Below are 22412 nucleotides of genomic sequence, written 5' to 3'. Positions count from 1 at the left end.
TGTAGGCTGGGGACTTAGGCAAATCCGGGTCCCTAAGGCTGAGAACTGATGACGAAGCCCACTTAGTGGGTGAAGTGGTTGATGCCCTGCTTCCAGGAAAAACTTCTAAGCTTCAGGTAATAGTGAATCGTACTCTAAACCGACACAGGTGGTCAGGTAGAGAATACCAAGGCGCTTGAGAGAACTCTGGTGAAGGAACTAGGCAAAATGGTACCGTAACTTCGGGAGAAGGTACGCCGGTTTTGGTGATGGGACTTGCTCCCTAAGCTGAGGCCGGTCGAAGTGACCAGGTGGCTGCGACTGTTTATTAAAAACATAGCACTCTGCAAACTCGTAAGAGGACGTATAGGGTGTGACGCCTGCCCGGTGCCGGAAGGTTAATTGATGGGGTTAGCTTCGGCGAAGCTCTTGATCGAAGCCCCGGTAAACGGCGGCCGTAACTATAACGGTCCTAAGGTAGCGAAATTCCTTGTCGGGTAAGTTCCGACCTGCACGAATGGCGTAACGATGGCCACGCTGTCTCCACCAGAGACTCAGTGAAATTGAAATCGCTGTTAAGATGCAGTGTACCCGCGGCTAGACGGAAAGACCCCGTGAACCTTTACTACAGCTTTGCACTGAACTTTGAGCCTATTTGTGTAGGATAGGTGGGAGGCTTTGAAGCAGCGACGCTAGTTGTTGTGGAGCCGTCCTTGAAATACCACCCTGGTATGTTTGAGGTTCTAACTCTGGTCCGTTATCCGGATCGAGGACAGTGTATGGTGGGTAGTTTGACTGGGGCGGTCTCCTCCCAAAGAGTAACGGAGGAGTACGAAGGTGCACTCAGCATGGTCGGAAATCATGCAATGAGCATAATGGTATAAGTGCGCTTGACTGCGAGACAGACATGTCGAGCAGGTACGAAAGTAGGTCATAGTGATCCGGTGGTTCTGTATGGAAGGGCCATCGCTCAACGGATAAAAGGTACTCCGGGGATAACAGGCTGATACCGCCCAAGAGTTCACATCGACGGCGGTGTTTGGCACCTCGATGTCGGCTCATCACATCCTGGGGCTGAAGCCGGTCCCAAGGGTATGGCTGTTCGCCATTTAAAGTGGTACGCGAGCTGGGTTTAGAACGTCGTGAGACAGTTCGGTCCCTATCTGCCGTGGGCGTTGGAGATTTGAGAAGAGTTGCTCCTAGTACGAGAGGACCGGAGTGAACGAACCTCTGGTGTTCCGGTTGTCACGCCAGTGGCATTGCCGGGTAGCTATGTTCGGACGGGATAACCGCTGAAAGCATCTAAGCGGGAAGCCTCCTTCAAGATAAGATCTCCCTGAGGCCTTGAGCCTCCTGAAGGGCCGTGGAAGACTACCACGTTGATAGGCTGGGTGTGGAAGCGTTGTGAGGCGTTGAGCTAACCAGTACTAATTGCCCGTGCGGCTTGACCATACAACAGAGATGGTTACTAACGACTAGCTAAGCTAGCGGATTGTGAGTTAGAGACATACGATCCCTTGCGGTGTATTACTACAGATTGTTTTACCGACTTATTTGGGGTTATCGCCGGTCAATAATGACCAAGGCAAACAGCGATAACACGGCAGGCCAAGCACTTTGCTTATAAGACCAATGCCAACCCAAGCCAGTTTGCCTGACGACAATAGAGTTGTGGAACCACCTGATCCCTTGCCGAACTCAGAAGTGAAACGCAACATCGCCGATGGTAGTGTGGGGCTTCCCCATGTGAGAGTAGGTCATCGTCAGGCTTCTAATCCGAAAAGGGCCACCCAACAGGGTGGCCCTTTTTTTATGGCTGAAAAATATTTCAAAAAATAAAGAAAATAGAAAAGCCCCGCCCCAACATGCTGAGTTTTGCTCGCTATACAACGTAGATCTCGGCACGTTCAATATCTGATTAACAATCTAAAAGCTCTGACTTGTATCAAGAAAATTCAAGGAAAAAATTTATAAATCACATTAATTTCTTAGCGGTCAATTTTTTATAGAACAATGGTGCAAGATGGATGTAAAAAACTTGATTTTATTCCATTGATTCTGGATAGTCGCCCGTTGCCTCTTCTTGCTCACTGAGGTGATGCTTTTTTGAGCAACTCTTGCGCTAGATACCATAGGTGCAAAAGTTGACTTCTGGCTTGGGTGAGTAGTCGACGATGGCTAAAGACGCATTAAGCCGTATCGGGAAAAAATATAAATACCCGATTGAGAGATGATGGCTACCGCCGCTGGGCGCTAAAAATATTGAAGGAAATTTAGATGCACATTCTTACGCTGTACCAATCAATTTTGCGATGGCTTCTATTGATGACCGTTGCTGTTTCACTGACCGCTTGCGGCGGCGGCGGTAGTGCCGGCGGTGATGATGGCGGTACCACGCCGGAACCAGTCTCTTATAGCATTGATGTCGAGCTGCATGACTTAGAAACTGGTGAGATTCTCCAAAATCCAAATCCAGAAGAGCCGGTGCTTGTCCAAGTTACGGTCAAGCTTGACAATGGAGATCCTGTTGCTTCTGACAATATTACAGTCACAACAACTTTAGGTGAGTTGACCCCTAGTAGTGGAGTTGTGACGACTAATGACAGTGGCGTTGCAACTTTAGAGTTGGATGTTGAAGGGCAGGAAGTAGGGAGTGCTGGAGAAGTTATTGTAACCTATGATAGCACCAGTACGGATCAGAACCCTTACTCGCCGCTCACATTCACAGTTCAAGAGCCCGAATTGCAATTGGGTTATTTAGATGGCAATCAGCAGTTTGTAACTGGTGAGCTGGATATTACTGTCCAGAATTTATCCTCTAGAGGCACCACGCCTGTTAGCGTCTACGTACAAGGTCCTGATGGCGACCTCTACTCGAAGCGAATGGAAGTGGAATTCTCAAGCAATTGCAGTTTGAGTCTACCAGCTGTTGCAACCCTTGACTCCCCGGTTACGACTATAGAAGGTAAGGCTACCTCAACATATACGGCTGCGGGCTGTGAGGGTGAGGATAGTATTACGGCAGCATTAGTGAATTATCCGAGCATATCGGCTAGCGGAAAGCTTGATGTGAAGGCTGCAGAGGTTGGCTCTATTGAGTTTGTAGGCGCAGATCCTAGGATAATCTCTATTAAAGGTACTGGCGGTAAGGAAACATCAACGCTGCTTTTTCAGGTTTTAAGCATGGATGACCTGCCAATAAGTGGAGTTGAAGTTAATTTTGCTTTGTCCACAGAAGTAGGTGATGCAACTCTTACTAACGATTCCGGTACGACTAATGCGGATGGTGAAGTAACGGCACTGGTTTCTTCTGGTACTGTAGCGACGCCGGTTTCAGTAGTAGCCTCCATAACCGTCGATGGGGAGGAGGTTGCATCCACCGTATCTGATGAGTTGGTGGTCTCTGTAGGTATCCCTGACCAAAATTCTTTTGATGTGGCTGCTACTGTTTTAAACCCAGGTGGCGATACCTTTAACGGCGCAACCTCAACAATTACTGTTTACGCTGGTGATGCCTTTAATAATAAGGTTCCCGATGGAACTGCAATTACTTTTACAACAGAGTATGGACGTATAACTGGATCTTGCACCACGATTGATGGCAACTGCTCAGTAGATTGGACTAGTCAGGACCCCCGCAAGCCCGAGTCCTATACATTTGTTGGTGTTGACGGTCAAACCCATTCGGTTCGAACCATTAATAACACGATCTGCCCCGAAACTGGGTTTTTGGGTGCTCCATGCCCGGTGTCTTTAGGGCAGCCGTATGGAGCTCGCTCAACAATTCTCGCATATGCGTTTGGGCAAGAAACTTTTACTGATGCCAACGGTAATGGACGCTTTGATACTGGCGAAGACTTTACCGATTTACCAGAGGCATTTTTGGACCACAATGAAGATGGAGAGTTCGGGAACTCTGGCAACGTTGGTAGTTGCTACCCAGATTGCCCCGAGGTGGCTGGCGATGAAGACTGGCCTGCTGATTTGAACAATAATGGAGTCTACGATCAGGGTAATGGCATTTACAATGGTGTTCTCTGTTCAGATGAGGCAGAGGCAGATGGAAGTTGCTCTAAAGAGCTGATTCATGTACGTAAGCAGGTAGAGCTCCTGGTTTCGGGAGATCAGCCATACGGGATATTTGAAACCGCTGCTGGTGATTTCCTTGATCAGCCTCATATCGATATTTCTAGCGATGAAACTGGAACAGTAAATTTCTATCTTTCTGATATTTACAACGGCCGCTTACCTCTGGGGACGACGGTTAATATTGAATCGGATTATTGCGAAGTGTGGCCTGAGGCCTGGGCAGTTGGAAATACTAGCGCCCAAGGGCCTAGCATAGTTGACATCACCGTGAATGCCCCTAATGGCGCCGTACCAGAGGGGGCTGATTTCGTAAAGGTTACGGTTAATGTTCCAGCGCAAGAAGGCAGTTCGGGCGCTGGCGCAAGTAGCCGCTTTCAATTCTCATGCGCCTACGACCTGTGTGTTAACTCGCCAGATGATTCTCGATGTGAATAAGGTGGCGTGACCACGACTTTGATATCTACCGGGCCGCAATAGCGGCCCGGTTTCATTTCGGAGGGGCAAAATTGAGATTTGCCACAAATTAGTTTTCTTTAACCTTAGTAAGCAGGAAATGTGATAATGAATCTTGCGACTAGCTCAGTATAGGTCTCGTTGGGCCATGCCGGACTTGGGAAGCGTAATGGATAGCTTTACTTCATGGGTGCATGTGGCGTCTTTCTAGAGCATCCTCACTCACTCTTTCTCCCAACTTTCTTCCTTCTCAGTGGGAAGTAATTGCTTCTCCTACCTCTAGATTGTTGGCTCTGGTGCCAAAAAGCATGTCTAGTTCCCATTTTGTGATTGCAGCAGCGACAAGCCTCGATGTAAGAGGCTGAATTGAGAATTGGGCGGTAAGATTGGTCAAAACCGGTAAAAGGAGAATTGCCAGTGAATGGGCTAGGACGCATTTTAATAATTTTAATGGTTTCCGGGAGTTTGGGTGTAATTAATGGTTGCGCCGAGGACACGAAAGCGATTGCAGGGGGTAGGGTAGCTGATCAGCATGCTGTCGCTGCGAGAATAGGAGGGAGGGAAGTTACTGTACAAGAACTGGACAGAGATCTTCAGTTTGTTTTGTACGATATCGCGGAGATGGAACACAAGCTGCGCCTGAATAAGCTTCATGAATTTATTTCTGAAACCTCAGGGGCTGGTACAGATGTTGAAATTCTTCTGCCTGTTCCTAAGCCGCCGCGCATCGAGCTCTCCTATGAGAACAGGGCTGTACGCGGTAATCCTGAAGCGCCTGTAACAGTAGCCGTTTTTTGTTCTTTTCAGTCCCCTCACTGTAAGTCTTTCCAGCCTGTACTGAGGCAGTTACTAAGTGAATATCCTGGTTGGGTGCGACAGGTTAATTTTGATTTTCCCTTAAAGTTTCACCGCGAGGGCGTTAGTGCGGCTGTTTCCGCTCGATGTGCTGGGGATCAAGATACTTTCTGGGAGTACCACGATGCTCTTTATGCAAGAACCCCAAATTTAGGAGATAACGCATACATTCAGACGGCCAAGCACTTGTCAGTTGATAGCGCTTACTTTGCAAATTGTGTAGAGGATGAAAGTTACAGGGCGCTAGTCCTCAAGGATCAAGAAACAGCTTTACAGCTGGGGCTCAAAAACGTACCGGTGGTTTTTATCAATGGACTTTACTTAAAGGGGAAGCGATCCTTTGAGCAGTATTCTTATTGGGTAGAAAGGGAGTTGGCGAAACTTAATATAGATCAAAAACAAAAGCATACCTGGGAGCAACAGAGAAATAGTAAAAATAGACTTCCCGTAACGAATCTTCCTCTTGCTCTAGTGGGTATTAGTGAATCGAGTATAGAAAACAAGTCTAAAGCTCTAGTAGAAGTAGAGGGGCAGAAGGCTCGATATTATTCCTTGGGACAGCCACTTCTCAAAGATGTTTCCTTAAGGCGTTTGGAGGGTAACTATGCTGTTATTAACAATCAGGGCACACTGGAGCGTTTATTGCTTCAAGGCGAGGAAGGTAATACGGTGTCTTTAACTTATTCTCGTCAGCACACTGAGGAACTGCGCCAGCGTATTGAACAGCCTCATGGTGAGGAAGGAAAAAAATTAATTGAGCCAGCGGGAGTGTTGACTCTTGGACAAGAGTGGCTATCGAAACATCTTGAGCAGCGGGAGTCCTTAGAGGCCAAGTTTACCAAGGCGGAATTAAAAGTTGAAGGGCACCATTTGATACGTCTGGAGGGTGTGGCTGGCAATGAATTTTTTACTGCGTTGGGATTTGAGGATAATGATGTACTATTGAGAGTCAACGATAGTTGGGTTCACAGTGGTCAAAATGGGTTGTGGAGTGCCCTTGCCAGTGGAAAGGTAATAGATGTAGCTTTTATGAGGAAAGGTTTGCCGCACCGATTACAGTATGTGGTTGAAGAGCTTGGCTACTTTGAAGAAAAGTCAAAATAGCCAGTTATACGAGGGGACGTTGGTCATCACTAGGTTTGTATAAATGGTGATAACGTAGCTAGCAGGACAGTTGTTAAAAACAGTTCCGCAAGGCCAATACCCCCTTGTCCGGTTTGCCTGGCGGTTATAGATCAATAGAGTCACCGGCCCTATGTCGAGGTGGGAGTTTTTCCTGATAATGGCTTATTTTAGGTCTCAAAATAACCCCTCATAGATTAACCTGCGGTTTCCTTGGGGAAGTGTGGTGAAATCTTAAATGGTAGCGCGGGGCTGTAATTATTTAGTTTCCCGCTACTTTTGTGTGGCAAGCTGGAGTGTTTATTTTGGGGGACTTTGATGTCAAAAGAACCATTCAATTATAAAGTTGCTTGGTTTATCAATGTTCGAGGCTTAAATTTCAGAAGGATAGTCTAAAAGTAGTTGCTAACTCAATTTGTCTAATATTGAAACATTGGCGATGATGGTTGAAATAGTGAGAAAAGCTAGCGGGTACATTTTACGCCAACGTTAAAGCTGTAAACAAAAGACCTATCGCTATTGCCAAGCTCTTCTTCTAAGGCCGGGTTAAAAATAAACTTACTTTTAAAGAAATCGGGAATTCTTCTCTTTGTAATAAAGTGACGCATACATAATATACAGTTTTCATTGCCAGCTGAGTGTATTGAGTTTAGTAGGGAAATGAATTTTTCTTCGTTGAGATAAGCGGAAACATCAGAAATCGAAAATTTGTCAATTTTGGTTTCTAGTCGATCTAAATATGTTTCTAGTGGTGATGTTACTGTTTCTATGATGGAGTTATTTAATGCATCCTTTATTGCCGGATAATTTTTTTTCTCTAAATATAAAGGTAGTCCATGTTCTGGGTTATATTTTCCCGTTAATAAGAAAGTCATAAAGAAATTTTCAAGGATCAGGTGATTCATTAGGGAGTGATCCATCCTGCTTATCAAATACTTGGGAATCGATACTTGTTGAGGAACATGCTGGTAGAATCCGGGGTCTTTCAGGAAAAGCCTGAAGATAGACTCGCTGGTTAGAAAGTGCAAAAAGTGTTTCCAGGCTGGGCTATTCCATTTTTGCTCAACAAATTTACGTTGCTCTTCAATGTTCTTGAATGTGACTAACGTTCTTATCTTGCTTGGGCGAATAGTTTTAATGATGGTACTAATCAATTTAAAGTGTTTCTCAAAGGCTCCTTCGAAGATGGCTCCCCTCTTGATTGTTTTTGTATTTTCTGTCCAAAATGATTCTGCTTCTTTTGAGAGGTGATGTTTTATTTTGTTGTAAGTATGCAATCTTTTATTGCATGGAAGAATCCCTATAAATTTCAGGAAATCCTCATAATTTAACTCCTGTATTCCGGCTTTTTTAAGTTCTAAGAGGTGGTTTTGGCAAGGGTTTAGATCGATTGCGGTTATTTTTTTAGGTTTGTCTAACAAGAGGCTTAATACGCGATCTCCGCCGCCAGTAACACATAAAATATTGTCATTTTCATTTATATTTAAGGCTTTTAATTCGGATCTGGAGTCTTCATTTGGGCCGGAGTAACTGATTCTGTTTGCGTAAGTGGATTGTAATATGTCATTGGGGCTAATCATGATATGTTTGATTGGGGGGTTGTTTCAATAACTTGTTTGGTTTAAAAAATAGTCCACAATCTTGGTTAGGTAGCTATTGCTATTGCGCCATTGGTTTTGTACAGAGTGGCCTAATACTCTTTGGCTATTTTTACTGCAAAATCTAAAGTCACTGTTCAAAAACGGACCGTTTTGCATTCTATTAATGATCTTAAGTAGGCGCTTCTCCAATTCAGACAAATTATTTAATGCTGTGTGATCATCTTGAAGCTGTCTTAGGTCTAGATTAAAATAAATCCGATTAAATTGAACAAAGTCATCGATTGTCATTGGCTTGGAATCTGCAATGTTAAAATATTGACTTGCTGTGGTTTCATGATTGTCTGAGATGTTTAATATCGCATCGCAACAAACATCTACAGGGATAATGTTAATGGGTCTACCTGAAAGATACTTTAAATGAATGGGTAGTTTTACATTTTTTTCTTTTAATCGATTTAGCAGCTTCACATATTCATAGTAGCCAGACTGGGAATCTGTATAACCGGTCACTGAGTCACCTAAAACAATCGTAGGCCTGTAAATCGTATACTGTAGGTTTTTGGATGCCGAGATTAAGTTTTCTGCCATATTTTTAGTGTAATCATAGGCGTTAAAAAACTCTTTTGGCTGATAGAGGATCTCCTCGATTGTCTCCCCGTTAGCGTAGTCCTTACCGCCAATAAAGCTAGTCGATATTTGATTGAGTCGACATTTGGTTGTTACTGCGATGTCAATGAGTCGCTTTACACCATTGACGTTAGTATTCATGCTTTGCTGCAAATTGCTAAAGCTGTAACGCATATCTGCTGCACAATTCCATATGGAATCAATGTGTAAGGAGCATAATTGGCTGTAAGGTGTAGAAGACATCCCCAAGCTGGGTTTGTTCAAGTCACCAGGTATGATTGTAAGCCGATTGAAGTCATTCTCTGCGAGCTTATAAATAGGATTGACAGCACTATTTTTTTGCTCGAGTTGTTCTAGTCGATTGTGGATGTCACTTCGAGCAATCAAAACTACATTAAAGCCTTTCCGTAATAATCCCCACGTCAAGTATTGGCCTATAAAGCCAAAACCGCCGACAATGATCTGTATTCTTTTTAGTTCTTTTAATTTAGAAAATCTTTTCAAAAGATATTGATCTTGATTCATTAAGTCATGCGGGTCAGTCATGGCGGGTGAAATAGAACTTTTTCTATAAAGTAATTAATGTGGTTCTTTCAGGAATTACTTTCATATTGCTATATTTTCCACTGAAAGATACGAAAGGAGTCCTAGTATAGATTTTTTCATAAGCGTACCTGTTACTAAAATAGCGAAATTGTCCACCCGATTTCAGAGGTTAATATGTTAGAGATGGAAATAGGAAGAGTATTGAGTGTTAGACGTAACACGATGTGATTGCTCATCGTGTTAGTTGTACCACCAACTCCAACTATAGGGTTTCAGTCGAGTGACGTTGAATAATTGTAGTACACCTGAGCAGTTCGTTCATATGCTGACTGCTTATTCGCTTGCCCCAGCAGTCGCGGTCAGGAATGATTCAGGTGTTTTTCTTTGAGCCTTGAGTTCATTAGTTCTGTGCCCCAGTTGTTTGTGGAAGGCTTGGTGTTTATTACATAAATAGCTTTCGTTAAACCGATTTTCTAACCCAGGTCAATACGGGTAAACAAATTTTGGGATTCATGGTGACCCGAGTGGTTTGTCAAGGTTTATGTATATGTGAGCAAGTTAAATACGGATAAATTGGTTTGTGAGATCGCTTTCAACTATCTTAAGGGGCCTTGTGACTAGAATAAGATGTGGAGTGCTCTTACCAGTGGAAAAGTAATTGATGTCGCCTTTATGAGAAAAGGTTTGCCGCATAGATTGCAGTATGTGGTTGAAGAGAGTGGTTACTTTGATGAGGATTTAGGTAAGTGAATTGAATAGGGCCCGCGGTACTTTATTGCGGGCCCTGAATTTACCGAGCAGTAAAAGTTACTTATTTATCCGGATTTCCTTGCCACAGTAGGTCAGCGACAATATTTTGCCCTTGAATGCTTGGGTGGAAACAGTCTCCACCATCAATATCATCTTTATTGAACTGAAAAGTCCCGGCATTTAACTGATCCTCACCGGTATATTCAGCAACAACTTCTACCCCATTCATACCGTTGTAACTTTCTGCTTCCTCAACAAGGATTTCATTATAACGTTGTTGGGCTGCGGCTATTCCGTTATAACGAGTGGCAAAGCTCTCTCCATTCATCGAGCCGCCATTTGTTGCAATTCGGCAGATTCCGAAAGTCGACCAGACACTCTCGCAATCTACGCGGGAATTACCGCTTTGCTTATCCAGACCCGCTGCCCGGAGATCGTGTACTCGCGGTACTGAGCCGAGTACTATCGTTGAGCCGTTAGGGAGACCATCGACTAATTTGTCCAGTCCAGCTTGAACTGCCGAGCGCCACTCGCTATCGGTGTAGAGTGGATCGTTACAGTTGGCTGGATCAATGCAATCCCGGTTACAGATGTCATTACCGCCCAATACTACCTCGACATGATCAGGTAAATTGCTCTGGGATAGAATCCGATCGGCTTGAGTGGAGAAATTGTCGCCTCCACTACGCATCTCAGCACCGGATTCCGCTGCACTTTTATTGGCAGCCATATTGGGGTAGTTAACTTTATATTTATCGTGAACACTCTCCACTGAATTGTCGTCGCCGTCAAACCAGGAATGCTCGGGTTGGTCCCCGCCGAGAAGACAAAACAGGTCCCAGAAATACTTATTGCGGGTACAGTCTGCACCGAATGCCATGGTAATACTGTCACCCGCAGCAACAGACTTGGAGGGGGCTGCCATTGCTGGCTGTATCGACAAGATACTCAAACAGAGCGTTACTAGAACTCCATATTTATTCAACATTGTATTTTCTCCCACACCGACTTTCGCCGTAAGTTGTTATCGTTTTATTTACTGCTCCGGTAAACGAGAAGGAGTGTAGGACGCACTCAGATATTGTGAGTGGTGAATGCTTGAGACCCTTTGGTCAGTTATCAATAAATTGAAGTCTGTTGGAGTTTTGTCGCCGAGAGCATTGATTACTTTATTGGCGTTTCAAAGCTTTAGTTTTTCTGGCACAGTTTTATGCCATCTGTTCTTCTTCTGGTGCTTCCACTATACTGCGCTCTACTTGTCGGAGTGCCTGTGGGCTGAGATCGCTGTTGCGAGATCCGTTGAACCTGATCGGGGTAACCCCCGCGTAGGGAACAAGATCTGAAGTCGCCTGTTTTGTTACAGTTTGGCGTCTTTTCTCTTTGTATGTGCCCTGGATGCTGCGACCTTTAAATTTCCAAGTTTTAAGGTTACGCATGTCTGAGATCATTGAACAATCCGGTAAAGCCGGAAAGTCCTCCCGCGCTACCAGTCGCGATTCCGCTAAAGAATTTCTTGAGAATCTCACGGTTCAGTCTTTCCCTAACTCGAGCAAGGTGTATTTGCCCGGCGAAACTGCCGACATCCAGGTCGGTGCTCGTCAGATCTGTTTGGGAGATAGTTTGGTAGGGGGGGATGCAGAGAATCCGGTGTTTGAACCCAATGAGCCCCTCACCATTTACGATACTTCGGGACCCTATTCCGAGCCTAATTTTAAAGTGGATGTACGGGAAGGGCTGCCTAAATTGCGTCAGGGCTGGATAGAGGCCCGCAGAGATACCGAACTGCTGGATTCTCGCCAGGCGGCCTATAGCCAGAAGCGTATGGCGGACCAGGGGCTGGATCATATCCGCTTTGAAAACCTTCCCAGCCCTCGCCGGGCCAAACCGGGACTGAATGTATCTCAGATGCACTATGCCCGCCGCGGCATTATTACCCCAGAGATGGAATTTATCGCAGTGCGCGAAAATATGGGGCGAGCCAAGTTGGCAGCGGAAATGAGTGAAAGTGAATACCAGAAGGCACGTGATGGTATTTACATCCCCGAGCAAATCACGCCTGAATTTGTGCGCAGGGAAGTTGCAGAGGGGCGGGCAATTATCCCGGCGAATATTAATCACCCGGAAGTGGAGCCGATGATTATCGGGCGCAACTTCCTGTGCAAGGTGAATGCAAATATTGGTAATTCTGCTGTGACTTCTTCCATTGAAGAGGAAGTGGAGAAACTGGTTTGGTCTACCAAGTGGGGCGCGGACACGGTGATGGATCTGTCTACCGGTGCCAATATCCACGAAACCCGCGAGTGGATTCTGCGAAACTCGCCAGTGCCCATCGGTACTGTGCCGATTTACCAGGCGCTGGAGAAAGTAAACGGAATTGCTGAAGATCTTAACTGGGATGTGTTCCGCGACACCTTGATTGAGCAGGCGGAGCAGGGGGTGGATTACTTCACTATTCATGCTGGCGTGCTTTTGCGCTATGTGCCGCTCACTGCCAAACGTATGACCGGGATTGTCTCTCGCGGTGGTTCCATTATGGCCAAATGGTGTCTCGCCCATCACCAAGAGAATTTCCTCTACACCCACTTCGAGGAAATCTGCGAGATTATGAAGGCTTACGATGTGAGCTTTAGTCTCGGTGATGGCCTGCGCCCGGGCTCAATTGCGGATGCTAACGATGAAGCCCAGTTTGGCGAGCTGCACACGCTTGGCGAGCTGACTGAAATTGCCTGGAAGCACGATGTTCAGACGATGATCGAAGGCCCCGGTCATGTGGCTATCCATAAGATCAAAGAAAATATGGATGAGCAGCTGAAGCACTGCCACGGCGCACCTTTCTACACTCTAGGTCCATTGACCACGGATATTGCTCCCGGCTACGACCACATTACTTCCGGCATCGGCGCTGCACTTATCGGCACCTACGGTTGCGCCATGCTCTGCTATGTGACCCCCAAAGAGCACCTGGGCCTACCCAATAAAGAGGATGTTAAAGAGGGCCTTATGGCCTATAAGATTGCGGCTCATGCCGCAGACTTGGCCAAAGGGCATCCGCGGGCACAGAAGCGCGATGACGCCCTGTCAAAAGCCCGCTTTGAATTCCGTTGGGAAGACCAGTTCAATCTCGGCTTGGACCCGGAGCGGGCACGCACCTATCACGATGAAACCTTGCCAAAGGAATCCGGCAAGGTAGCTCACTTCTGCTCCATGTGCGGCCCGAAATTCTGCTCCATGAAAATCACCCAGGATGTGCGCGATTATGCGGCCAAGCAGGAAGCGGCACAGGGCATGGAGGAAATGTCGATTAAATTTAAGGACATGGGTAGCGAGATTTATCACAAGGGCTGATGAGTATTTTGGGGGAGAGTCCTCTCCCCCAAAAATCGGATAGCAAAAGTATGGCGAGTGCATAGCGCATATCGCTGGGTGTCGATTTGGATTTGCGAAGATAGGTGGTCTGTGACAAGCGAAACCAAAGCCAAAGTAGCTATCGCCGGTGGCGGCCTGTTAGGTCGCTTGCTCGCCTGGCGGCTCTGCCAACGGGAACTGGATATCACCCTGTTTGAAGCGGGTGATCTGTCGGCACCAGTCGGGGGAGCTTGCTGGACGGCAGCGGGAATGATCTCACCACTATCGGAATTGGTGCACAGCGATAAACAGGTTTACAACCTGGGGCTGAAAAGCCTTGAGATTTGGTCTGAGTGGGCTCGGCAGCTGGAGGAGCAGAGCGGGCGGGACGTGGAATACCGCCGAGCGGGCTCAGTCCTGGTTGCTCACGGCAAGGATAAAAGTGAGCTGCTGCAATTCCTGCGGGAGCTGCAGGGCAAGTTGGGCGAGTCTGCCAGGGAGCAGGTGCAGCCCCTCGATTGTAATACTTTAGCGAAATTAGAGCCCGCCTTACACGGCTTTGAACAGGGGCTTTACCTGCGGGGTGAGGCGGATATCAATAATCACCGCTTATTGCCTGCGTTACTCAGCGTATTGCGCCGAAGTGCAGTCACTCTGCGAGAGCACAGCAAGGTAAATTGCAAAGCCGGGTATATCTCTGTGAACTCGGAGTGCGAACAATTTGATTGCGTGATCGACTGCCGTGGTCTCGGTGCCAAGGGGCAGATTGAAGGCTTACGCGGTGTCCGTGGTGAGGTGATGGTGGTGGAATCCCGGGAAGTGGTTTTGCAGCGTCCAGTGCGCCTGCTCCACCCGCGCTATAAGCTCTATGCTGTACCCCGAAGCGATGGACGCACAGTAATTGGCGCCACGGAAATTGAGAGTGAAGACCAGTCGCCCATTTCCGTGCGCTCCAGTATGGAATTGTCTTCCGCGCTTTACTCCCTCAACCCGGCTTTTGCCGAGGCTCGTATTGTTGAGACCCGCGTAAATTGTCGCCCCGCCACTATGGATAACATGCCTTATATCCACAGCGAGGACGGGCTGATTAGGGTGAATGGCCTTTACCGTCACGGTTATCTTTTAGCGCCGGCAGTAGTGGAGCAAGTGGAGAATCAAGTGGCACAACAACTGTTACAGGTGGTTTGATGCAGGTACTAATTAATGGGGAAACACAGAGCCTTGAATCCCCGCTAAAACTCTCTGCGCTTTTACAGCAGCTCGGCTATCGCGGAGAAACGTTTGCCGTTGCGGTCAACGGTGGATTTATTCCCCGTACGGAATATAGCAATACACAGATAAATAACGGCGATAGCCTGGATATTGTTGCTCCGGTAGTGGGGGGGTAAAGGTGAGCGATCTATTAACACTTTACGGAAAAACATTTAACAGCCGGCTTTTGGTGGGCACCGCCCTGTATCCCTCCCCAGCGATTATGCGCGAATCCGTGCAAGCCTCAGCTTCAAAAATTATTACTTTGTCTCTTCGCCGGCAAAATCCGGCACAGCAGCAGGACAATCGATTTTGGGATTATATTCGCGAGTCCGGTTGTCAGTTGTTGCCCAATACCGCCGGTTGTAAATCGCCGCGAGAAGCGGTGGAGCTGGCAAAAATGTCCCAGGAAATTTTCCAGACCGATTGGCTCAAGCTGGAAGTAATTGGTGATGATTACAATTTGCAGCCAGACCCCTTTGGTCTGGTAGAAGCTGCACGGGAATTAATTCAGTTAGGCTTCAAGGTTTTGCCTTATTGCACAGATGACCTGGTTCTGTGTCGAAAACTTTTGGATGTGGGTTGCGAGGTATTAATGCCCTGGGGGGCTCCCATCGGAACCGGGCAGGGACTGCTCAATAAATATAACCTGCAAACACTGCGCGAGCGCCTGAGTGATGTACCGCTTATTATTGACGCCGGAATCGGTGCGCCATCACAGGCGGCAGAAGCGCTGGAGATGGGCTTTGATGCGGTGTTATTGAATACCGCGATTGCAAAAGCCCAGGATCCGGTACTGATGGCTAATGCTTTCAAACTGGCTGTGGAATCCGGGCGCGCCGCCTTTAATGCCGGCTTGATGCTCAGGCGTCAAACTGCCAGCCCCAGCACCCCCACCCTGGATATGCCTTTCTGGCAGCAGGCAGAGAGCATATTGCAGGATTAGTATTTTTATGCGCGATCAACTCCAATTGAAAAAGCCAATTGTCTGGACCATTGCCGGCAGTGACTCCGGCGGTGGCGCCGGCATTCAGGCGGACCTGCCGACTTTTGCCGACCTCGGCTGCCATGGTTGTAGTGCTATCACGGCCAATACTGCACAGAATACGGTGGAAGTTACTGCAATTAATGCAGTTTCCCTAGAGGTCTTGGGTTCTCAGTTACAGGCTTTACAGCGGGATCTATTTCCTGCCGCAATTAAAATCGGTCTGCTAGCGAATGCTGAACAAGTTGTTGCGGTGGCAGATTTCCTGCGCCAGCTGCAAGCGGTGCAGCCGGTTCCGGTTATTTACGACCCGGTTGCTGTTGCCACCAACGGAGCCGGGCTCACCGAAGGGAATATTACCGCAACGGTGTTGGCTCAGTTGATGCCACAGTGTGATCTGGTCACTCCCAATTTACATGAATTGGAATGGCTTACCGGAGCCAGTGTCACGGGTGCGGAATCTATTGTGCAAGCTGCGCGTCAGTTGCACGCCCACGGCGGTACCGCAATTTTGGTTACCGGCGGCCATACGCAATTGCGTGCGGGAGAAGTTTCCGACTTACTGTGGGATGGTGAAAAAGCCGATTGGTTTATTGGTCGGGAAGTGTCCAGTGCAGGCACACATGGCACTGGCTGCACCCTCTCCTCCGCTATAGCCGCTTGTCGCGCTTTGGGCTACCCGTTGCGAGATGCCTGCGTTGTGGGTAAAGCCTATGTACAGCGGGGCTTGCGCCGGGGAAATAATGCACATATCGGAGCTGGTGCTGGACCTGTAGGCCACTGTGGTTGGCCCCTGGATTTAATCGACTTCCCGGAGATTTTGGTACCGGGAGAAGAGCGTGCGCTGGATTATGGCTTTGGTGCGGCCCAGCCTCTTGTTCAAGGTTTTGCCCAAACAGACTCTCAAGCATTGGGTTTATATCCGGTTGTGGATACAGTGGAGTGGTTGCAGCGCCTGGCTGAGCTGGGGGTGCGTACTTTACAGCTGCGAATAAAGAATCCGGGTGGGGACCTGCGCGCACAGATTGAGAGGGCAGTGGCTATTGGCAGGACATATAACCTGCGCCTGTTTATCAATGATTACTGGCAGTTGGCGATTGAGTGCGGCGCCTACGGCGTGCATTTGGGCCAGGAGGATTTGCAGTCTGCTGATCTGAGGGCAATTCAAGCGGCAGGATTGAAGCTGGGTATCAGTACCCACGGCTTCTATGAATTACTGTTGGCCTACCGTTATCGCCCCAGTTACCTGGCCATTGGTGCAATTTATGCGACCAACACCAAGGATATGTCGGATCAGTTGCAGGGTGTGCATAAACTTGCGCGAATGGCCGCGCTATTGCCCGATTATCCACTCGTGGCAATTGGTGGTATTAATATGCAGCGAGCCAGTGAGGTTATCGCTAGCGGCGTTGGCAGTATCGCCGTGGTCAGCGCTATTACTAAAGCAAAAGATTACAAGCAGGCGGTTGCCGATTTTAATGTCCTGTTGAAAGGTAAGCATGCGGAAGTAGAGCCATGTTAAGTAGTAAGGAATTACAGCGTTACAGTCGCCAGATAATGTTGCCCCAGGTGGGTGAAGAAGGGCAGAAAAAACTGTCTTCTGCGCGAATTATGATTGTTGGTTTAGGTGGGCTCGGCAGCCCGGCAGCGATGTATCTGGCCGCAGCCGGTATTGGAGAGTTGCATCTGGTGGATGGTGATCATATCGATCTCTCCAATTTACAGCGCCAGGTTTTGTACAAAACCAATCACCAGGGAAAATCCAAAGCCATGGTGGCTGCACAACAATTGGCTGCGGCCAATCCAACTATTCGCATTCACCCCCACAGCCAAATGGCGAATGAATCCTGGCTGCGTGAGCAGGTAAAACAGGTGGATCTGGTGTTGGACTGCACCGATAACCTGGAAATCCGCCATACGATCAACCGGGTTTGTTATCAGGTAGGGTGTCCGGTGGTAATGGCATCGGTGCAGGGGTTTTCCGGCCAGCTGATTAGTTTTGATTTTTCTGAAGGTAAAGGTCCCTGTTATGCCTGCCTGTTTCCGCCCCAGGAGCAGGCTGAAGTCCAGAACTGCTCTACAGCAGGTGTGATCGGTCCGGCGCTGGGTGTGGTTGGCAGCATGCAGGCTCTGGAGGCCATGAAATACCTGATGGATTTGCCGGTATCGAGCTTGAATAAATTGCACTTAATCGAGACGGAAACCTTAGCTCTGCAAACTTTGCAGCTGCCGAGCCATAGTAATTGCCCGGTTTGTAGTGCCTGACTTCTTGTGTTTTCAGCGGGGGTCTCGATAAATAGTTTTATTTGGAGAGTCCCTTATTGGCAATGTCTTGTCGCAAAATTTTCTTTCAATAGCCGGGTTAAAATTCACGCCATTTTTGTACCTTATAAATCTTACTTGTCTATATAAATAAGCTATTGGCTCGATAGCTTGTGAGAAGTGAATAAAGGTACCAAAATGGCCTTATAACCATTTCGGTGACAACAGTTTTTGGAAGAGGGATTTGTATTATGAAAAAAATCGATATTGGTATCAGTGAAAAGGATCGGGAAAAGATTGCTGCCGGTTTGAAACATTTGCTGGCAGATAGCTACACCCTTTACCTGCAAACCCACAACTTCCACTGGAATGTTACTGGGCCTCTGTTCCGCGAATTACACCTGATGTTTGAAGAGCATTACACCGAGCTGGCCACTGCAGTGGATGATATTGCCGAGCGCATTCGCACCCTCGGGGTTTCCGCTCCCGGTACTTACCAGGCTTTTGCCCAACTCAGCTCCATCAAAGAAGTTGTTGAGGTACCACCGGCGGAAGAAATGGTAAAAATTCTCACTAAAGGGCATGAACAGGTGATCAAAACCTGTCGTGAAGTTTTAAAAGATGCCCAGGCGGGAGAAGATGAATCCACAGTTGCCCTGGTATCTGATCGTATGAGAGTTCACGAGAAAACGGCTTGGATGCTGCGCGCAACCAGCAGTCACTAGTTGCTCAAATAAGTAGAGGCACTTTTATAGACCTCAACCAGTAATCGCGGATAAAAACGCGGTTGCTGGTGCCGACAAGGTGCCTCGGCTCTTTAATAATATCCCCACCTCCTGACTCACTACTGGCGCCGATAGTGGCAGGTATTCCAGCCCATATTCCCGAACCTGTGTTTCGCACAAGCTCGGTACTGCACTAATGCCCATTCCCGCACGTACTAACTGGCCGATTGTGCTTAATTGATTAGCTTCGCAGATATAGTGAACGCCTTTGCCACTTTGCCCGAAGGCCTCATCGGTCCAGCGCCTCACCGCTGAACCGCGGTTCATTGCAATAAAAGGAAAACTGGCCAGGTCACTCCAGCGCACTTTTCCTTTTTCGCTGAGGGGGTGCTGGGGTGGTATGACTGCGATAAAACGATCTCGGTGTAGGGGCACAAACTCAAGCCCGCCTAAATCCTCGGGGCGAAAACTGATGCCCAGCTCTGCCCGGCCATCTTGCACCGCTTGGGTTACTCGCTCCATCACCACATCTTCCAGCAGGATATTGATTTGTGGGTGTTGGCGGTGAAAATTGGCTAATAATTGGGGGAGTTGGTTGAGCGCATAGGCGGGAATTACTGCCAAGCGCAACTGCCCACGCTCCAGGCGAAAGGCCTGCTGTACCGCATCCAGGGATTGATCCCAGTTGTGCAATAGTTGTTCGGCGCGAGAGAGAAATTCCTCGCCCTCTGGGGTGAGAGTGAGTTGGCGGGCTTCTCGACTGAAAAGCGGACCGCCAGTCGCATCCTCCAGATTACGGATGGCAATGGACAGGGCTGGCTGGGAAGTATGCAACTGAGCGCTGGCTTGGGCCAGGCTGCGGCTGCGGGCCACTGTGACAAAGGCGCGTAGTTGTTTGATCGTGGCACTCACAGCGGCAGGTTCCTGGGGAATTGATGGATTTGGCTATGTTAACTTTTATTTAACAAATCTAAAAAAGATTAAAATAGTTTTAAGTGGTGGGGCAGGGCATGATTGCTCCCCTTGTGCCCGAGAGGGCGATTTGAAAACACAATAATGAGCCACAAGGTCTGTTGAAATGAAGGACAACTCCCAACCGCTCTGGCAACCCAGCGCAGAGGCTATTGCCGCCACCCAGATGGATGAATTTCGTCGCAGGGTCAACCAGCAATACCAGCTGGATCTCAATGATTATGCGGCTTTATACCAGTGGTCAGTAGATAATCGCGAAGCTTTCTGGCGGGAGTTGTGGGATTACACCGGAGTTATTGCTACAGATAAGGGTGATGAGACACTCAGTAACGATTCCATGCCCGGTGCGCAGTGGTTTCCACAGGCACGCCTGAACTTTGCTGAGAACCTGCTGCGTTATCGCGATGACAAGGCTGCCCTGGTCGAGCGCCTGGAGAACGGTAGCCGCCGCGAGCTGAGCTACAAGGAGCTGTACGATCGGGTGGAGCGCCTGTCAGCGGCCCTCGTTGCCCAGGGCGTTGTTGAGGGAGATCGGGTAGCGGGCTTTATGCCCAATGTGATCGATACCGTAGTGGCCATGTTGGCCACCACCAGCCTCGGGGCTATCTGGACCTCCTGCTCACCAGACTTTGGTATCAATGGAGTATTTGACCGCTTTGGCCAGGTGCAGCCGAAAGTGCTATTTGCCTGTGAAGGATACTTCTATAACGGCAAGGTTATTGATTCACTGCCGCGTCTGCGCGAGATCATGCAGCGAATCGAATCCATAGAAACTTTGGTAGTGGTGCCGGTTGCGCGCTCAGAAGAGGAAACTGCTCAGGTACTAGCGGCTGAGCCGCTGGGTAAGGCGGTACTACTGCAAGCTTTTGAAGCAGCGGCGCCCGCTCGCGAACTCTCCTTTGTACAAACCGAATTTAATCACCCCCTGTACATCATGTACTCCTCAGGTACTACTGGTGTACCCAAGTGCATCGTCCACGGAGTGGGGGGCACTTTGCTGCAACACCTGAAGGAGCATCGCTTGCATGGCGATCTGCGCCGTGAGGATGCACTTTTCTACTTCACCACCTGTGGCTGGATGATGTGGAACTGGCTGGTGAGTGGCCTGGCTTGTGGGGCGACTCTGGTGCTGTTTGATGGCTCACCTTTCTACCCCTCATCCCAAAGTCTATGGGATATGACCGATGAAGAGGGAATCAGTGTGTTTGGCACCAGTGCCAAATATATTGCTGCGCTGGAGAAGAGTGGCTGCAAACCCCGGGAGACCCACAAACTGGAGAAATTGCGTGCGGTGCTCTCCACAGGCTCTCCGCTGGCCCACGAAGGCTTCCGCTATGTCTACAGAGATATAAAAGCAGATCTCTGCTTATCCTCTATTTCCGGTGGCACCGATATTGTGTCTTGCTTTGCCCTTGGCAACCCAACTTTACCGGTCTATGCCGGTGAATTGCAGTGTCGCGGCTTGGGTATGGCGGTGGAAGTCTGGAATGATACAGGCAGTGCAGTGGTTGAAGAGAAAGGGGAGCTGGTTTGCTCTAAATCCTTCCCCTGTATGCCGATTGGCTTCTGGAACGATCCAGATGGAGCCAAGTACCGCGGTGCTTATTTTGAAAATTGGCCTGGTGTTTGGGCGCATGGGGACTATGCCGAGATTACGGCACACGGTGGTGTTGTGATCTATGGCCGCTCCGATGCAGTACTTAATCCCGGCGGTGTGCGTATCGGAACCGCAGAGATTTACCGCCAGGTGGAGAAAGTCGAGGAGGTGCTAGATAGTATCTGTATCGGCCAGCCCTGGCACGACGATGTACGGGTAGTGCTGTTTGTGGTTTTGCGAGAGGGTGTTGTACTGGACGAGGATCTGACCCAGAAAATCCGCTCCACGATTCGCGCCAATACCACGCCTCGCCATGTACCGGCGAAGGTGATCCAGGTGGCGGATATTCCTAAAACTATCAGCGGTAAGATTGTGGAACTGGCTGTGCGCAATGTGGTGGAGGGTAAACCGGTTAAAAATAAAGAGGCCCTGGCCAACCCTGAAGCCTTATCGCTATTTGAAAAGCTGCCGGAGTTGGCAGAGGAGTAAGTTAGGGAGCCTCTGAACAACTCCGTGATACCTCTGGCATGCAGAGCGGTTCACAATCAAGGCGCGGCTTCGCAGGAATGTCTAGACCTTTCAAGAGGTCGCAACGCGGAGTGTGGATCGCTCTGCATGCCCCGAAGGGCGGGCCTTGAAGGCCACCGCTGCTGCGTTGCAGCTCTTGCAAAGGGCTACGGCCATTCGCGGCGAGCTGCGCCTAACATCTGCAACCTTCAAGGCCCGCAGAGGCATTACGGAGTTATTCAGAGGCTCCTTAGGAGTAAGGGAGCGTAACCCGGCGCCATTTAGTTTGCTGCGGTTCTGCGCTACCCTTCACTTTATAAACACCAATAATTCACGGTAGAAAAACAGTCATGGTTACTTATTTGTACTGGGCAGCGGTGATTGCCCTGGTTATTGCTTCTCTTTTTATCGGCAGTCGCCTGGGCAGCCTTAAGATCGGCGCAATCGTGGCTGCGGTTTTCTTTGTTGGCGGCTGGCTTGCCTACTACTTTCACTATGAGCAGGTTTTCGTGAAGCGCTTTGGCGGGGTCATGCGTATCTCTGTGCCCGATGGGTACCGCCATATCGGCGCCACCTGGAAGGAAGATAATTTGTGGATCGAGAATTATAACCCCAAAACTAACCAGTGTATTTTCACGGAGTATTCCAAAGGAAATATTCTGGAAGGGCGGGTGATTATCCAGGATTGTAATCCCTTAATGCCCAGCCAAGGCACACAGCCATAGAAGTCCCAAACGCCGAATCGG

The 22412-nt window shown here is 48.5% G+C and carries 15 protein-coding genes, 2 rRNA genes and 1 riboswitch (1 of these 18 running past the window's edge); of the genes, 13 read left to right on the top strand and 4 right to left on the bottom strand.

The features are described from left to right. The 4 genes from ACJJIY_RS21250 to ACJJIY_RS21235 all read left to right on the top strand — a co-directional run. A 23S ribosomal RNA gene (locus ACJJIY_RS21250) occupies positions 1–1431 on the top strand (it extends 1451 nt beyond the left edge of the window). A gap of 201 nt (positions 1432–1632) precedes the next feature. Then, positions 1633–1748: ribosomal RNA gene (gene rrf, locus ACJJIY_RS21245) — 5S ribosomal RNA — on the top strand. Positions 1749–2256: 508 nt separating this feature from the next. Then, on the top strand, positions 2257–4503 hold the full coding sequence (locus ACJJIY_RS21240) for a hypothetical protein (protein ID WP_445358775.1): 2247 nt from the start codon (positions 2257–2259) through the stop codon (positions 4501–4503). Positions 4504–4938: 435 nt separating this feature from the next. Beyond that, positions 4939–6480 carry a thioredoxin domain-containing protein gene (locus ACJJIY_RS21235; protein ID WP_445358774.1) on the top strand — a complete coding sequence of 514 codons (1542 nt, stop codon included), beginning with the start codon at positions 4939–4941 and terminating at the stop codon, positions 6478–6480. Positions 6481–6962: 482 nt separating this feature from the next. Here ACJJIY_RS21235 and ACJJIY_RS21230 read toward each other — a convergent pair whose 3' ends face one another. From ACJJIY_RS21230 to ACJJIY_RS21220, 3 genes are all read right to left on the bottom strand, one after another. Then, positions 6963–8078 carry a DUF3419 family protein gene (locus tag ACJJIY_RS21230; RefSeq protein WP_445358773.1) on the bottom strand — a complete coding sequence of 372 codons (1116 nt, stop codon included), beginning with the start codon at positions 8076–8078 and terminating at the stop codon, positions 6963–6965. Positions 8079–8102: 24 nt separating this feature from the next. Next, positions 8103–9251, bottom strand: coding sequence for an SDR family oxidoreductase (locus tag ACJJIY_RS21225; RefSeq protein WP_445358772.1), 1149 nt, complete (start codon positions 9249–9251; stop codon positions 8103–8105). A gap of 832 nt (positions 9252–10083) precedes the next feature. Further along, entirely contained in the window at positions 10084–11010 is a 927-nt protein-coding gene (locus tag ACJJIY_RS21220; RefSeq protein WP_444893133.1) for an SGNH/GDSL hydrolase family protein, read from the bottom strand. 262 nt (positions 11011–11272) lie between these two features. After that, positions 11273–11371, top strand: a riboswitch (TPP riboswitch). Between the two features lie 85 nt (positions 11372–11456). Here ACJJIY_RS21220 and thiC point away from each other — a divergent pair. From thiC to ACJJIY_RS21185, 7 genes are all read left to right on the top strand, one after another. Continuing rightward, positions 11457–13367, top strand: a complete 1911-nt coding sequence (gene thiC / locus ACJJIY_RS21215) for a phosphomethylpyrimidine synthase ThiC (protein ID WP_445358771.1) — start codon at positions 11457–11459, stop codon at positions 13365–13367. Positions 13368–13478: 111 nt separating this feature from the next. Then, positions 13479–14555, top strand: a complete 1077-nt coding sequence (thiO, locus tag ACJJIY_RS21210; RefSeq protein WP_445358770.1) for a glycine oxidase ThiO — start codon at positions 13479–13481, stop codon at positions 14553–14555. After that, positions 14555–14755: a sulfur carrier protein ThiS gene (gene thiS / locus ACJJIY_RS21205; RefSeq protein ID WP_445358769.1), complete on the top strand. Its 201-nt coding sequence runs from the start codon at positions 14555–14557 to the stop codon at positions 14753–14755. The genes thiO and thiS overlap by 1 nt, the downstream gene beginning before the upstream one ends. Positions 14756–14757: 2 nt before the next feature. Continuing rightward, positions 14758–15564 (top strand): thiazole synthase, encoded by an 807-nt coding sequence (locus tag ACJJIY_RS21200; RefSeq protein ID WP_445358768.1) that lies wholly within the window; start codon positions 14758–14760, stop codon positions 15562–15564. A gap of 7 nt (positions 15565–15571) precedes the next feature. After that, positions 15572–17125, top strand: a complete 1554-nt coding sequence (thiE, locus tag ACJJIY_RS21195; RefSeq protein ID WP_445358767.1) for a thiamine phosphate synthase — start codon at positions 15572–15574, stop codon at positions 17123–17125. After that, positions 17119–17868 carry a HesA/MoeB/ThiF family protein gene (locus ACJJIY_RS21190; protein ID WP_445358766.1) on the top strand — a complete coding sequence of 250 codons (750 nt, stop codon included), beginning with the start codon at positions 17119–17121 and terminating at the stop codon, positions 17866–17868. The genes thiE and ACJJIY_RS21190 overlap by 7 nt, the downstream gene beginning before the upstream one ends. A gap of 248 nt (positions 17869–18116) precedes the next feature. Next, entirely contained in the window at positions 18117–18590 is a 474-nt protein-coding gene (locus ACJJIY_RS21185) for a Dps family protein (RefSeq protein WP_108734073.1), read from the top strand. A gap of 33 nt (positions 18591–18623) precedes the next feature. On the opposite strand, the gene ACJJIY_RS21180 is transcribed toward ACJJIY_RS21185, so the two are convergent. Further along, positions 18624–19502: a LysR family transcriptional regulator gene (locus ACJJIY_RS21180; protein WP_445358765.1), complete on the bottom strand. Its 879-nt coding sequence runs from the start codon at positions 19500–19502 to the stop codon at positions 18624–18626. 166 nt (positions 19503–19668) lie between these two features. On the opposite strand from ACJJIY_RS21180, the gene ACJJIY_RS21175 reads away from it, so the two are divergent. Together ACJJIY_RS21175 and ACJJIY_RS21170 are read left to right on the top strand one after the other, a co-directional pair. Next, positions 19669–21648: an acetoacetate--CoA ligase gene (locus tag ACJJIY_RS21175; protein ID WP_445358764.1), complete on the top strand. Its 1980-nt coding sequence runs from the start codon at positions 19669–19671 to the stop codon at positions 21646–21648. A 368-nt stretch (positions 21649–22016) separates the two neighbouring features. Continuing rightward, entirely contained in the window at positions 22017–22391 is a 375-nt protein-coding gene (locus ACJJIY_RS21170; protein WP_108734070.1) for a hypothetical protein, read from the top strand. The last annotated feature ends 21 nt before the right edge of the window (positions 22392–22412 follow it).

The organism is Microbulbifer maximicatervae (SeqCode) (assembly GCF_052468155.1).
Note: the sequence above shows the minus strand (reverse complement) of the source record. Positions and strands in the feature narration are given on the sequence as shown.